11 protein-coding genes are annotated in these 14596 nt (G+C 56.6%); 1 reads left to right on the top strand and 10 read right to left on the bottom strand.

All coding sequences use genetic code 11. The features are described from left to right. Positions 1-53 precede the first annotated feature (53 nt). The 5 genes from AB2B48_RS21485 to AB2B48_RS21465 form a co-directional block, all read right to left on the bottom strand. Positions 54-929, bottom strand: a complete 876-nt coding sequence (locus AB2B48_RS21485; RefSeq protein WP_368300164.1) for an ROK family protein — start codon at positions 927-929, stop codon at positions 54-56. A 222-nt stretch (positions 930-1151) separates the two neighbouring features. Then, the gene (gene carB, locus AB2B48_RS21480) at positions 1152-4376 is read right to left on the bottom strand and encodes a carbamoyl-phosphate synthase large subunit (protein ID WP_368300163.1); all 3225 of its coding nucleotides are present in this window, start codon (positions 4374-4376) and stop codon (positions 1152-1154) included. An 18-nt stretch (positions 4377-4394) separates the two neighbouring features. After that, complete coding sequence (gene carA, locus AB2B48_RS21475) at positions 4395-5543, bottom strand: glutamine-hydrolyzing carbamoyl-phosphate synthase small subunit (RefSeq protein ID WP_220440354.1); 1149 nt, start codon at positions 5541-5543, stop codon at positions 4395-4397. A 456-nt stretch (positions 5544-5999) separates the two neighbouring features. Next, the gene (gene dapB / locus AB2B48_RS21470) at positions 6000-6821 is read right to left on the bottom strand and encodes a 4-hydroxy-tetrahydrodipicolinate reductase (RefSeq protein WP_185668604.1); all 822 of its coding nucleotides are present in this window, start codon (positions 6819-6821) and stop codon (positions 6000-6002) included. Between the two features lie 269 nt (positions 6822-7090). Beyond that, on the bottom strand, positions 7091-7723 hold the full coding sequence (locus tag AB2B48_RS21465) for an alanyl-tRNA editing protein (RefSeq protein WP_368300162.1): 633 nt from the start codon (positions 7721-7723) through the stop codon (positions 7091-7093). A 92-nt stretch (positions 7724-7815) separates the two neighbouring features. On the opposite strand from AB2B48_RS21465, the gene AB2B48_RS21460 reads away from it, so the two are divergent. Further along, positions 7816-8724 (top strand): LysR family transcriptional regulator, encoded by a 909-nt coding sequence (locus tag AB2B48_RS21460; protein WP_185668299.1) that lies wholly within the window; start codon positions 7816-7818, stop codon positions 8722-8724. 6 nt (positions 8725-8730) lie between these two features. On the opposite strand, the gene rihC is transcribed toward AB2B48_RS21460, so the two are convergent. The 5 genes from rihC to ileS all read right to left on the bottom strand — a co-directional run bounded on the left by rihC (position 8731) and on the right by ileS (position 14567). After that, positions 8731-9645 (bottom strand): ribonucleoside hydrolase RihC, encoded by a 915-nt coding sequence (rihC, locus tag AB2B48_RS21455; RefSeq protein WP_333011547.1) that lies wholly within the window; start codon positions 9643-9645, stop codon positions 8731-8733. Positions 9646-9710: 65 nt separating this feature from the next. Further along, positions 9711-10661 (bottom strand): 4-hydroxy-3-methylbut-2-enyl diphosphate reductase, encoded by a 951-nt coding sequence (gene ispH / locus AB2B48_RS21450; protein ID WP_220440350.1) that lies wholly within the window; start codon positions 10659-10661, stop codon positions 9711-9713. A 1-nt stretch (position 10662) separates the two neighbouring features. Then, positions 10663-11112: an FKBP-type peptidyl-prolyl cis-trans isomerase gene (fkpB, locus tag AB2B48_RS21445; protein ID WP_185668296.1), complete on the bottom strand. Its 450-nt coding sequence runs from the start codon at positions 11110-11112 to the stop codon at positions 10663-10665. Between the two features lie 117 nt (positions 11113-11229). Further along, entirely contained in the window at positions 11230-11718 is a 489-nt protein-coding gene (gene lspA, locus AB2B48_RS21440) for a signal peptidase II (protein ID WP_368300161.1), read from the bottom strand. Then, positions 11718-14567, bottom strand: coding sequence for an isoleucine--tRNA ligase (gene ileS, locus AB2B48_RS21435; RefSeq protein ID WP_368300160.1), 2850 nt, complete (start codon positions 14565-14567; stop codon positions 11718-11720). Before ileS ends, lspA begins: the two co-directional genes overlap by 1 nt. Positions 14568-14596: the final 29 nt, after the last annotated feature.

Raw genomic sequence — 14596 nt, 5'->3', positions numbered from 1 at the left:
TAGGTTAGCGGGCTGAAAGCGAGAGGGAAACCAGAACACTCCGAAGCGACATTTTAGCCGTGTTGCTGTGTAAAGCTCACCGCTGCGCCGATAAGATTGGCGTCGTTGCGGTACTGGCAGAGCAGCAGTTTCGGCATAAATTCCGCGAGATCTTTTTCCGCGACCAGATCGGTTAAGCGGGAGGCGATCCCGGCAAAAATAGCATCGCTGGCAGAGATCCCACCGCCGATCACCAGACAATCCGGATCGTAGCAGACCTGCAAATTGAGCAAGCCGACAGCCATCCAGTGGTAGAACTGCGCCACTTCCTGCTTCGCGACCTCATCGCCCTGCTCGGCCAGACGAAACACCTCGGCCCCGGAAATCGAATCCAGCTCAAGCGACATCCGCTGCGCGTAGCGCCGCGCCATCGCCACGGCGGTGCCCAGTTCGCTGAACGTCTGCCCGCCCTCCAGCGTCATCAGGCCAAACTCACCTGCATAACCGTGACTACCGCGACGCAGCACTTTATCTTCCAGGATAGCCCCGCCCACGCCTGAGCCGACGATCACAAACAGCACATGGTGGTCGTCGCGCCCTGCCCCGAGCGCGGCTTCGGCAATGCCCGCCGCGTTGGCGTCGTTCTCAATACTGACCGGCAGGCCAAACAGCGCCGTCAGCGCCTCAACAATCGGGAAGTGGTGGATATAAGGAATGGCGCTGAGGCCGCCAATCACGCCGCGCGCGGGGTCTACGCTGCCGGGAGCGCTGATGGCTACGCCCTGAATGTCATAGCGCTGCTGGTACTGACGGCAGATTTCCAGCAGCTGGGCCTGCATTTTCTCCCAGCTATCAGGCGTTTTTACTGCGGCCGTATCCGTTAAAGCGTCCTGATGCCAGACGCCGTATTTAATAGAACTCCCACCCCAATCAAATAACAAAATAGCCATATATATTCCGTAGTTATGAGTATTAACAGAAAGCAAGAGGGCTATTATGCCGGGAGGATAAGGACTTAAACTTGTGCGTTCTCTCAACATGAGAAATACCATCGTAACCCGTCCAGGCGAATCGGGTTAGCGTCGAGACGCTCCCGGCAGCGCTTCGCCTGGACGGGTTACAAAAACAAAAACGCCGGGCAGTTGCCCGGCGTTTTATTTTATCGCTCGCACTTATTTTTTAATCTGTGCGTGCATTTCCTGGACGGAAGTCACTTTGTCTTTGGCATCCGCATTCAGCGCCATCGCCGTCGCGAAACCGCCGTTCAGGGTGGTGTCGTAATGTACCTTGTACTGCAGCGCGCTGCGGCGAATCAGCTTGGAGTCTTCAATCGCCTGGCGACCTGCGGTGGTGTTGATGATGTAGGTGTATTCGCCATTCTTGATACGGTCCTGAATGTGCGGACGACCTTCGTGCACCTTGTTCACCAGACGCGGGTTGATACCGGCTTCGCCCAGCACAATCGCGGTACCGTGGGTCGCATCCAGCTCGAAGCCCTGTTTCAGCAGCTTAGCGGCCAGGTCAACCACGCGCTCTTTGTCGCCTTCGCGAACGGAGAGCAGCGCACGGCCCTGTTTCTTCATGGTGGAGTTGCTGCCCAGCTGTGCCTTAGCGAACGCTTCCGCGAAGGTGCGGCCCACGCCCATCACTTCCCCGGTAGAGCGCATTTCTGGCCCTAACAGTGGGTCAACGCCTGGGAATTTGTTGAACGGCAGCACCACTTCTTTCACCGAGTAGTACGGTGGAATGATCTCTTTGGTCACGCCTTGCTGCTTCAGGGTTTTCCCTGCCATCACGCGCGCCGCCACTTTCGCCAGCGGTACGCCGGTCGCCTTGGAGACGAACGGTACGGTACGCGCCGCACGTGGGTTAACTTCAATCAGGTAGACTTCGTTATCTTTCACCGCAAACTGCACGTTCATCAGGCCGCGTACCTGCAGTTCGAAGGCCAGCTTCTGCACCTGCTCACGCATCACATCCTGAATTTCCTGGCTCAGCGTATAGGCTGGCAGGGAGCACGCGGAGTCACCGGAGTGAACGCCCGCCTGCTCGATGTGCTCCATGATGCCGCCAATCAGCACCATTTCGCCGTCGCAGATAGCGTCGACATCGACTTCAATCGCGTCGTCGAGGAAGCGGTCCAGCAGCACTGGTGCGTCGTTGGATACGCTGACAGCGGTCTGGAAGTAACGTTTAAGGTCAACTTCGTCGTAAACGATTTCCATCGCACGGCCGCCGAGTACGTAGGATGGGCGCACCACCAGCGGGTAGCCAATCTCTTTCGCCTTCTCAACCGCTTGTTCAATCGCGGTCACGGTGGCGTTCGCCGGCTGCTTCAGCTTCAGACGGTCAACCGCATGCTGGAAGCGCTCGCGGTCTTCCGCACGGTCGATGGCATCCGGGCTGGTACCGATAACCGGTACGCCTGCGGCTTCCAGTTCACGCGCCAGCTTCAGCGGGGTCTGGCCGCCGTACTGCACGATAACGCCCTTCGGCTTCTCGATGCGCACGATTTCCAGCACGTCTTCCAGGGTGACCGGCTCGAAGTACAGGCGGTCGGAAGTGTCGTAGTCGGTAGAGACGGTTTCCGGGTTACAGTTGACCATGATGGTCTCGTAACCGTCTTCGCGCAGCGCCAGTGAGGCGTGTACGCAGCAGTAGTCGAATTCGATACCCTGACCGATACGGTTCGGGCCGCCGCCGAGGACCATGATTTTATCGCGGTCAACGGACGGGTTGGATTCGCACTCTTCTTCATAGGTGGAGTACATGTAAGCGGTGTCGGTGGCGAATTCCGCCGCGCAGGTATCCACACGCTTGTAGACCGGGTGCAGGTTATACTGGTCACGCAGCTTGCGGATTTCCGCTTCGCGTACGCCCGCCAGTTTTGCCAGACGCGCATCGGCAAAGCCTTTGCGTTTCAGGTGGAACAGGAAGTCAGCGTCGAGGCCGTTGATGCCCACTTCTGCCACTTTCTCTTCCAGACGCACCAGCTCTTCAATCTGCACCAGGAACCAGCGGTCGATGTTGGTCAGGTTGAACACGCCGTCGACGGAGAGGCCCGCGCGGAAAGCATCGGCGATGTACCAGATACGCTCAGCGCCCGCGTCTTTCAGTTCGCGGCGAATTTTGGTCAGCGCTTCAGGGTCGTCGAGGCTTACTTTCGGGTCGAAGCCGGTCGCGCCGACTTCCAGGCCGCGCAGCGCTTTCTGCAGGGATTCCTGCTGCGTGCGGCCAATCGCCATCACTTCACCGACAGATTTCATCTGCGTGGTCAGACGGTCGTTCGCGCCAACAAACTTCTCGAAGTTGAAGCGTGGAATCTTCGTCACAACGTAGTCGATGGACGGCTCGAAGGAAGCCGGAGTACGGCCGCCGGTGATGTCGTTCATCAGTTCGTCGAGGGTGTAACCTACCGCCAGCTTGGCCGCCACTTTCGCAATCGGGAAGCCGGTTGCTTTGGAAGCCAGCGCCGAGGAGCGGGATACGCGCGGGTTCATTTCGATAACAATCAGGCGACCGTCTTTCGGGTTCACCGAGAACTGGACGTTAGAACCACCGGTTTCGACGCCGATTTCACGCAGTACCGCCATCGAGGCGTTACGCATGATTTGGTATTCTTTGTCGGTCAGGGTCTGCGCTGGCGCCACTGTGATGGAGTCACCGGTGTGGATGCCCATCGCATCGAAGTTTTCGATAGAGCAGACGATGATGCAGTTGTCGTTCTTATCACGCACCACTTCCATCTCGTACTCTTTCCAGCCGATCAGTGATTCATCAATCAGCAGCTCGTTGGTTGGCGAGAGATCCAGGCCGCGTTCGCAGATTTCTTCGAACTCTTCGCGGTTGTAAGCGATACCGCCACCGGTGCCGCCCATGGTGAAGCTTGGGCGGATGATGCATGGGAAGCCGACGTCAGCAGCAACTGCCAGGGCTTCTTCCATGGTGTGCGCGATACCGGAACGCGCGGTGTCGAGGCCGATTTTCTTCATCGCCACGTCGAAACGGCGGCGGTCTTCTGCTTTATCAATCGCGTCGGCGGTAGCGCCAATCATGGTCACGCCGAACTCTTCCAGCACGCCCTGACGCTCCAGCTCCAGCGCGCAGTTCAGCGCGGTCTGGCCGCCCATGGTCGGCAGAACCGCATCTGGACGCTCTTTTTCGATGATTTTGCGCACCACTTCCCAGTGAATCGGCTCGATGTAGGTCGCATCGGCCATTTCCGGGTCGGTCATGATGGTCGCTGGGTTGGAGTTCACCAGAATGACGCGGTAGCCCTCTTCGCGCAGCGCTTTACACGCCTGGGCACCGGAGTAGTCAAACTCACACGCCTGACCGATAACAATCGGGCCCGCGCCCAGAATCAGGATACTTTTTATGTCTGTACGTTTTGGCATGGCTCTTATTACTCCTGATTATTTCGCGGACTGACGGTATTGCTCAATAAGCTCGATAAAGTGGTCGAACAGCGGTGCCGCATCGTGCGGGCCTGGGCTCGCCTCTGGGTGGCCCTGGAAGCTGAACGCCGGTTTATCGGTACGGTGAATCCCCTGCAGGGTACCGTCGAACAGAGATTTGTGGGTCACGCGCAGGTTAGCTGGCATCGACGCTTCATCCACCGCAAAACCGTGGTTCTGCGCGGTGATCATCACCACGTTCTTATCCATGTCTTTCACCGGGTGGTTACCACCGTGGTGACCAAACTTCATCTTGATGGTCTTCGCACCGCTCGCCAGCGCCAGCAGCTGATGGCCGAGGCAGATGCCAAATACCGGCACCTCGGTCTGGAGGAATTTTTCAATCGCGTCGATAGCGTAGTCGCACGGTGCCGGGTCGCCAGGGCCGTTAGACAGGAACACACCGTCTGGATTCATCGCCAGAACTTCTTCGGCGGAGGTTTTCGCTGGCACTACCGTCAGGCGGCAGCCGCGGTCAACCAGCATACGCAGAATATTGCGCTTCGCGCCAAAATCGTAGGCCACCACGTGGAACGGCAGCTCTTCTTCGGATTTCGCTTCCGGCAGGTCACCCGCCAGCGTCCAGCTACCCTGCGTCCAGCTGTAGGCTTCAGCCGTGGTCACTTCTTTTGCCAGGTCCATCCCATTTAAGCCCGGGAACGCTTTGGCTTTTTCTAAGGCCAGCGTAGCATCCAGATTATCGCCTGCGATGATGCAGCCGTTCTGAGCGCCCTTCTCGCGCAGCAGTCGCGTCAGCTTACGGGTATCGATATCGGCAATCGCCACGATGTTATGGCGCTTAAGGTAAGAAGAGAGATCTTCGGTGTTGCGGTAGTTGCTGGCAATCAGCGGCAGGTCGCGAATAACCAGACCCTGAGCGTGAACCTGAGAGGACTCTTCATCGGCGGCGTTGGTGCCGACATTACCAATATGGGGATAAGTAAGGGTGACGATTTGGCGAGAATAGGAAGGATCAGTGAGGATTTCTTGATAACCGGTCATTGAAGTATTGAAAACGACTTCCCCAACCGCCGAACCCGTTGCCCCTATGGCCCGACCGTAAAACTGGGTTCCGTCTTCCAGAACCAATAGCGCTGACTTAATCAAAACACCCTCCAGAGAATATTTACTCGCTTTATTTGCATATTAATTCATAACAATGGCACAAATCAATGCAAATTTGCTTACCGATGAATTTCTGGCAAACGGCGGCATTCTAGTGACAGCCTCGGCAAATGTCTACCTTAAAGGACAATTTTTATTATTATTTTGCGCCACTGATGTGGCAGCAAGGCGATAGCCATCAAAAAGATCAACTAACTCATTGTAGAAAACGCTTGCGGAGCAGGAAGAGTGTTAAATTTCACTGAGGGGAGTAAAAAAGTAGACCAGATGGTCAAAATTTACATTTAACCAACACATTTAAGCCGGATAATTTATGAAAATAATGCTTTCATAAAAAAAATCATAAAAAAAAGACAAAATAAAAGGGCAATAAAATATTGCCCTCTGTAATCAAGTAATTATGACTACAATAACCACATCACGATGGGTAATAAATACTTATAGTTCATTCAAATTCAGCACATCACGCATATCAAAAAGACCATTTTCCTTAGTCTTTAGCCACAATGCCGATCTCACCGCACCGTTAGCAAACGTCATGCGGCTGGAAGCCTTATGCGTGATCTCTACACGCTCGCCAATATCAGCAAACATCGCGGTGTGTTCACCGACAATGTCACCGGCGCGAACGGTGGCAAAACCAATGGTACCCGGCACGCGTTCGCCGGTATAACCTTCACGCGAGTAGACCGCGCAGTCCTTCAGATCTTTATCCAGCGCCCCGGCGATCGCCTCACCCATTGCCAGCGCCGTACCTGACGGTGCATCCACTTTGTGGCGGTGGTGCGCTTCAATAATTTCGATATCGGTATAGTCGCCCATGACCTTTGCCGCTTTCTCCAGCAGCTTGAGCATGACGTTAACACCAACGCTGAAGTTGGCCGCGAAAACGATCGCAATCTCTTCTGAAGCCTCGCGAATGGCCTGTTTACCGGCATCGTCAAAGCCGGTGGTGCCAATGACCATGCCTTTGCCGTGCTGGCGGCAAAACGCCAGATGCGCCAGCGTGCCTTCCGGGCGGGTAAAATCGATGAACACGTCAAAATCATCTTTTACCGTATCCAGGCTGCTCTGAACGGTGACGCCAGACTTGCCTGCGCCCGCCAGTTCACCGGCATCGCTGCCCAGTAAAGAAGAGCCTTCACGCTCCAGCGCTGCCCCTAATTGAACTCCTTCCATCGCCAGGGTTGCCTGGATTAACTGCCGTCCCATGCGGCCGCCAGCGCCAGCAATGGCGACGCGGATTTGTGCATCATGCATAGCTATTCTCTTTTGTTAAAATTGCGTAAATCGTTTTCAGAGTAACCAGCCCGCTGCAGGGTCGCCAGCCGAAAACGCCCATAATTAGAATTTAATGATAAACAGAGAGGAATATCAGTAAAAGACATGATTCATCCCGCAGGATGAATCATTGCCGCAGCAAGGGAAAGAAGTCAAACTCGCTCGGGATGGCGATTAGGGGTGGGAAAACAGCGGGAAAACCGAGCAGTGGCCAGCGAATCCGCGAAGATAATTTCGCGGCGTCGGTTTTACGCCTCGAGCGTGTAGTTGACGATCATCTGCCCTTTTTTCATCTTCACCTGGGTAATCGTCACCGGCCCAATCTCTGAAAGTTGGGCAACGTGCGTTCCTCCGCACGGGTAAGCCGGGAGATGGCCAAAACCCACCTGCCGCAGTCCGTCGGCGAATGTCACCTGTCGGGCGAGATTTTCCGCCTGCCAGGCGCTGATTTTCGTTAACAACGACGGCGCATCCGGCAACGTGGCGTTTTCCCCAGTGGCGAAAGTAATACGCCCCTCATGGGGCCAATGGTGCGCTTTTACCGGATGCCAGCCGTACTCTGTCCCCGCCAGACCAATCAGATGCCCCGCAGAATGCAGCCGAGCGTGCAGCTTGCGCTGCGCCGCATCCACACGCAGATTCACTGCCCCGGAGGATAACGGTTTTGCCATCATATGCAGCACGTCGTCACCGCGCGCAAGCACCGCTTCAACCGGTTCATTGTCAATCCAGCCCACATCCGCAGGCTGCCCGCCGCCCTGCGGGTGAAACAGGGTGCTATCCAGCACCACCGTATAGCGCCCATCCGGCTCAGGTGTACAGCTCAGTACGTTAGCCCGACCTTCAGTATCATCGCAGGTGTAATAAAGACGTTCAGTCATGATTGTTCTCCTCTTAATGAGAAGAGTATATTCACTTTATCTGCGGCGATAATCCTGCGCCCACTCAATGCATCTTTGCCTGGTACGCACAAATGAACCCTAACCTTCTGCCCGACCTTGCCACCTTTGTGTTGATTATTGACCAGGGCAGCTTTACCGCGGCGGCAAAAGCCGCTGGAGCCACGCCTTCCGCCATTAGCCGCAGCGTGTCGCGCCTGGAGCAGGCGCTCGGCAGCAAATTGCTACATCGCACCACCCGCAAGCTGGCGTTGAGCGAAACAGGGAAAATGGTGTACGAACACGCGCAGGAGATGCTGAATGCCGCGCAGATGGCGCTGGATTCCGGCAGTAGCCGCCAGCAGGTGGCCCAAGGCAAGCTGACCGTTAGTGTACCGAAAGCGGTGGGACGTTTTGTGATTCACCCGCTGATGGCCGAATTCCTTGAGCGCTACCCGGACGTCGACGTGTGCCTGCGCCTGGAAGACCGCTATATGGATCTGATTGACGACGGCGTCGACCTGGCGCTGCGCATCAGCCAGTCCCCCTCCCCCGGTCTGTACGGCAAAGCGCTAATGCCGGTCAGCCATGTCATTTGCGCTACCCCGGCGTATTTACGTCAGCACGGCACGCCAGACACACCGCATGCGTTGCGCCACCATAGCTGTATCAGCCTCGGTGAAACGCCCGCCGACGCGCGCTGGAAATTCCGGCTTGGTGAGAAGAGCGAGACAATTCAGACTCACGGACGCTACGCCGCCAACCATACCGGCGTGCGGCTGGACGCGGTGAAAAACCATCTTGGTATCGGCAGCCTGCCGCTGTTTACCGCGCAGGAAGCGCTAGCTAACGGTGAGATTGTGCAGGTACTGCCGGAGTGGGAGTTTATCAGCGACTACAGCGGCGATCTGTGGCTGTTATGGACGCGTAATCAGCATATGCCCGCCAGAATGCGGGCGATGATTGATTATCTGAGCGAGAAGCTGCCGCAGCAAAGCCGCTAATGATAATTACGACGCCAGTGCAAAAACCTCCGCCACCCATTGGCGGAAGCCTTCGACGTCCAGCCCCAGCGCCACCTGCGCGTTAGCCGGCTGGCCGAGCTTCCCTTCAATATCCACGACCGTTGTCCCGGCGGTAAATTGCCCCTGCGTTTCAACGGTGACGTAGCAGCTTTGCAGAGTAAACAGCGCCGGGCGTGCCAGCCAAGCAATCGCGCACAGGTCGTGCATGCGCAGGCCGCTCTGCATACTGCCGCTGCGGTAGTGGCTGAACAATGCATGGAGCATACCGCCGGTTTTATTCAGCGCGGGCAGCGAGGCCAGATATTCTGGCGAGAGCGTCGCCTGGTTAGTCACGTCCAGCCCACACATCACAATCTCCAGGCCGCTGCGGAACACCAGCGCCGCCGCTTCCGGGTCGATAGCGATATTAAACTCGGCGTTCGGCGTAAAGTTACCGCGCCCGGCGGAACCGCCCATAATCACCAGGCGGCGAATATTGAAGCGGCACTCAGGGTACTGCGTCAGCAGCAGTGCGATATTGGTCAGCGGGCCAATGGCGACCAGCGTGACCGGCTCAGATGCCAGCATCAGCGCATCGCGGATCGCCTGAAACGCCGGTTTTGCCAGCGGCTGGCGGTTATGCTCGACAAAATCATAGCCCTCCATGCCGGATTCGCCGTGTACCGACGCCGCGTCGCGCAGCGGGCGAACCAGCGGTGCGGCCGCGCCCTGCGCCAGCGGCACATCCGCCTCCCAGAAATGGAGCAGCTGCAGGCCATTACGGGTGGTTTTCTCGACGGAGACGTTGCCGGCGACGGTGGTCATGAGCTGGAGATCCAGCTCGGGAGCAAACAGCGCTGCGGCAATCGCCGCGGCATCGTCGATACCGGGATCGGTATCCAGGAAGATAGGCAGTCGCATGATTTCTCCATAAAAAATGCCAGACGTTAAGCCTGGCATTTTTTCACATCTGCGGGAGAATTAATTTATTCGACTTCACGAACATCCACACGCAGCTCGCGCGGCACCTCAAAGACGATGTTCTCTTCACGACCTTCAAGGGTAATCGCCTCGCCGCCACCTAACGATTGCAGGCGAGCAATGACGTTCTGCACCAGAATATCCGGCGCGGATGCCCCGGCGGTGACGCCAACGCAGGTTGCCTCTTTCACCCAGGCTTCCTGGATATCAGATGCATCGTCAATCAGATAGGCCGCTTTACCCATCCGCTGCGCCAGCTCGGCCAGACGGTTGGAGTTGGAAGAGTTCTTCGACCCAACGACTAGCACCACGTCCGCCTGCTGGGCGAGCGATCGCACGGCTTCCTGACGGTTGGTGGTGGCGTAGCAGATATCATCTTTACGCGGGCCGACGATTTTTGGGAAACGGCTGCGCAACGCGTCAATAACATCAGAAGTGTCGTCCACCGAGAGCGTAGTCTGGGTCATAAACGACAGCTTGCTTTCGTCTTTCACCGCCAGCTTCAGTACGTCTTCCGGCGACTCGACGAGGTACATCCCCCCTTTCGGGTTGCTGTACTGGCCCATTGTGCCTTCAACTTCCGGGTGACCGGCGTGGCCGATAAGAATCGACTCTTCGCCGCGACGGCTGGCGCGCGCCACTTCCATATGCACTTTGGTAACCAGCGGGCAGGTCGCGTCAAAGACCGTCAGGTCTCGGCTTTTCGCTTCGTTACGCACGGCCTGAGAAACGCCGTGGGCGGAGAAGATCAGGATAGCGCCGTCCGGCACTTCGCTAATCTGCTCGATAAAGATAGCGCCACGTGCGCGCAGGCTGTCCACCACGTAGCGGTTATGCACCACTTCATGACGAACGTAGATTGGCGCGCCATAGATGGCGAGCGCATTTTCAACAATGCTGATAGCGCGGTCAACGCCTGCACAAAAGCCGCGTGGGTTGGCCAACAGGATCTGCATGTTACGCCTCCAGTACCGGATCGACTTCCAGTACTTCAATATCAAAATGAACGGTATGGCCCGCCAGCGGGTGGTTGAAATCAACCGTGATGGAGTCACCGTTAATCTCGCGGATCACGCCTGGCATCTCGCTGCCGTCCATTGCGGTGAACAGCATGATAGCGCCGATTTCCGGTTCACCCGCATCCATAAATTCGCGGCGGGAGAAATACTGGATAAGATCGGGCGTGGAAATCCCAAACGCCGCGTCAGGCTCCAGAGAGAATGCTTTTTTGTCCCCGGCCTTCAGGCCGAGAAGATGCTGCTCCAGCCCTTCAGACAGGGAGGCATCGCCCAGACGAAACAGCGCCGGTTTGCCGTTGTTACGGGTCGACTCTGCGGTAGAGCCATCGTCCAGTTTCAGCGTGAAGTGCACCAGCACCGCACTATTGCTTTGAATCGAGTTAGACATGCAGGGACAGCCTTTTATCTTACGACATTGGAATGACGATTATTGTTATTAGATAGCGTAGCCTGCAGTTCCCCGGCCTCGCTACGCTCGGCCGGGCTACAGACTGCGCTTATTTGATTACGCCTGCTTTTTCGGCAGGAAACCTTCCAGCACGATCAGCGCAGCACCGATACAGATTGCCGTATCAGCCAGGTTGAAGGTAGCAAAATGCCAGTCACCGACGTAGAAATCGATCATGTCGACAACGAAGCCATGCCACAGACGGTCGAACAGGTTACCCAACGCGCCGCCAATAATCAGCGCGTAGGCAATGTTGTTCAGCTTTTGCGAGGCCTTAGCGCGATACATCAGCACCGTCAGCGCCACACAGATACCGATAGCGATACCCGCAAAGAACCAGCGCTGCCAGCCGCCGCTGTCGGCCAGGAAGCTAAACGCCGCGCCATAGTTACGCGCATAATGCAGATTAAGCGACGGGAACAGCGAAACCGTCTCCCCCAGAGCAAAGTTCTGGAGGATCAGGTATTTGCTGCCCAGATCGATAATCAGCACGACGACAACCAGCCACAGCCAGCGTAGCCCTGTTGAACAAATCGATTTACTCATCAGGCAAACTTACGTTTTTCGCCGTCACCGGCCACGTTGCTCACACAGCGTCCGCAGATTTCTGCGTGTTCCGCCACCTTACCGACGTCCTGAGTGTAGTGCCAGCAACGCGGGCACTTCTCGCCTTCGGCTTTATTCAGCGCCACTTTCAGCCCTTTCAGCAGTTCGCTCTGCTGGGCATCAGCGGTTGCCGCTTCATAATCCGCAACGGTTGCCCCGGAGGTCAACAGGACAAATCGTAATTCGTCGCCCAGTGCGTTCAGCTTAGCCGCCAGTTCCGGCTGGGCGTACAGGGTCACTGCCGCTTCCAGAGAACCACCGACTTTCTTGTCAGCACGCGCCTGCTCGATGACCTTGTTCACTTCGCCACGAACCTGCAGCAGCTCTTCCCAGAACGCATCGTTCATCGCTTCGCTGTCGGCCAGGCCAAACAGACCTTCGTACCATTCGCCGGTGAAGACGTACTTCTCACGGTTACCCGGCAGGTAGCCCCAGATTTCGTCGGCGGTGAAGGACATGATAGGCGCCATCCAGCGAACCAGCGCTTCTGCGATATGGTACAGCGCAGTCTGGCAGCTACGACGCGCCACGCTGTCCGCTTTCGCGGTGTACTGGCGGTCTTTGATGATGTCGAGGTAGAACGAGCCCATTTCTACGGAGCAGAAGCGCATCAGACGCTGTACCACTTCGTGGAAGTCATAGGATTCGTAGGCTTTCATGATGTCAGCCTGCGCTTCTTGCGCACAGCCTACGGCCCAACGATCCAGCACCACCATCTCTTCCGGTTTCACCATGTCTTTTACCGGATCGAAACCGTTCAGGTTCGCCAGCAGGAAGCGCGCGGTGTTACGGATACGACGATAGCTGTCGGCAGCACGTTTCAGGATCTCATCCGATACCGCCATTTCGCCGGTGTAGTCGGTAGATGCTACCCACAGACGCAGGATATCCGCGCCCAGTTTGTTCATCACGTCCTGCGGAGAAACGGTGTTACCGATAGATTTAGACATCTTACGGCCCTGACCATCCACGGTGAAGCCGTGGGTCAGTACCTGGCGATACGGCGCTTTGCCTTTCATGGCGACGCTAATCATCAGGGAGGACATGAACCAGCCGCGGTGCTGGTCAGAACCTTCCAGATACATGTCAGCCGCGTGGCCGCCGAATTCAGGGCGCGCATCGACGACGGAGTAGCTGGTTGAACCGGAGTCGAACCATACGTCCAGGGTATCTGGCACTTTGACGTAGTTGTCTGCGTCATCACCGAGGATTTCACGCGGGTCGAGATCCCACCACGCCTGAATACCGTCTTTCTCTACGTATTTGGCAACCGCCTCCATCAGTTCAGTGGTGCGCGGGTGCAGCTCTTCGGTGTCTTTATGCACGAACAGCGCCATTGGCACGCCCCAGGTACGCTGACGGGAGATACACCAGTCAGGACGGTTCGCCACCATAGATTCGATACGTGCTTTACCCCAGGCCGGGATCCAGCCACTCAGATCTTCTTTCGCCAGGCCTTCCTGCTCAATGCGGTCGATCTCTTTCAGAGACTGAATACGCAGGCCTTTTTTATCCATGCTGACGAACCACTGCGGGGTCGCACGGAAGATGATCGGTGACTTGTGACGCCAGCAGCATGGGTAGCTGTGCTGCATTTTTTCTACGTGCAGCAGTGCGCCTTTTTCCGTCAGCAGCGCCACGATTTTGTCGTTGGCTTTGAAGACGTTCACGCCGTCCAGTTCTGGGTAAGTGCCCGCCAGGTAAGCGCCATCAGGGCCAACCGGGTTAGCGATTTCCAGACCGTACTTCTGGCTGATCACATAGTCGTCAGGGCCGTGGCCACCGGCGGTATGCACCGCACCGGTACCAGCATCCAGCGTCACGTGGTCGCCCAGAATAGCCGGAACGTCGAAGCCCATGAACGGGTGCTTGAAACGCATCAGTTCCAGCTCGGCGCCTTTGACGGTGCCCAGAATGGTGTAGTCGCTCACGCCGATGCGCTTCATCACGCTCTCAACGAGGTCGCTTGCCAGAATCAGCGCCTGGCCGTCAATTTGCACCAGCGCATAGTCGAAATCAGGCGCCAGAGAGATAGCGCGGTTCGCTGGCAGGGTCCACGGGGTGGTGGTCCAGATAACCAGGGAGACTGGGCCAGTCACGTTCGCGGCACCAAATTTCGCTTTTACCGCATCCGGGTCAGCGGCGTGGAACGCCACGTCGATGGACGGAGAGGTCTTGTCGTAATACTCAACTTCCGCTTCCGCCAGCGCAGAACGACAGTCAACGCACCAGTGCACCGGCTTCGCGCCTTTGTGCAGGTGGCCGTTAGCAACGATTTTGCCCAGCGCACGAATGATGTTGGCTTCGGTTTTGAAGTCCATGGTCAGGTATGGCTTCTGCCAGTCGCCCAGCACGCCCAGACGGATGAAATCGGTACGCTGACCGTCAACCTGGGTTGCGGCATATTCGCGGCACTTGGCGCGGAACTCGGCGGCGGTAAATTTCTCACCCGGCTTGCCAAATTCTTGCTCAACTTTCAGCTCGATAGGCAGGCCGTGGCAGTCCCAGCCAGGCACGTACGGAGAGTCATAACCGGAAAGCCCTTTGGACTTCACGATAATGTCTTTCAGAATCTTGTTAACCGAGTGACCAATATGAATGTTGCCGTTCGCATATGGAGGGCCATCATGCAGAATGAACGTTTTTTTGCCTTTTTTGGCTGCACGAATGATGCCGTACAGGTCATCATCAGTCCAACGCGCCAGCATTCCCGGTTCGCGCTTGGCGAGATCGCCGCGCATCGGGAACCCTGTTTCCGGCAAATTCAGGGTTGATTTATAGTCACTCATCAGATTCTCGGTTCCGTATATTTACGTAG

The sequence above is a fragment of the Kluyvera sichuanensis genome (genome assembly GCF_040930405.1).
Taxonomy (GTDB): Bacteria; Pseudomonadota; Gammaproteobacteria; order Enterobacterales; family Enterobacteriaceae; genus Kluyvera; species Kluyvera sichuanensis.
Note: the sequence above shows the minus strand (reverse complement) of the source record. Positions and strands in the feature narration are given on the sequence as shown.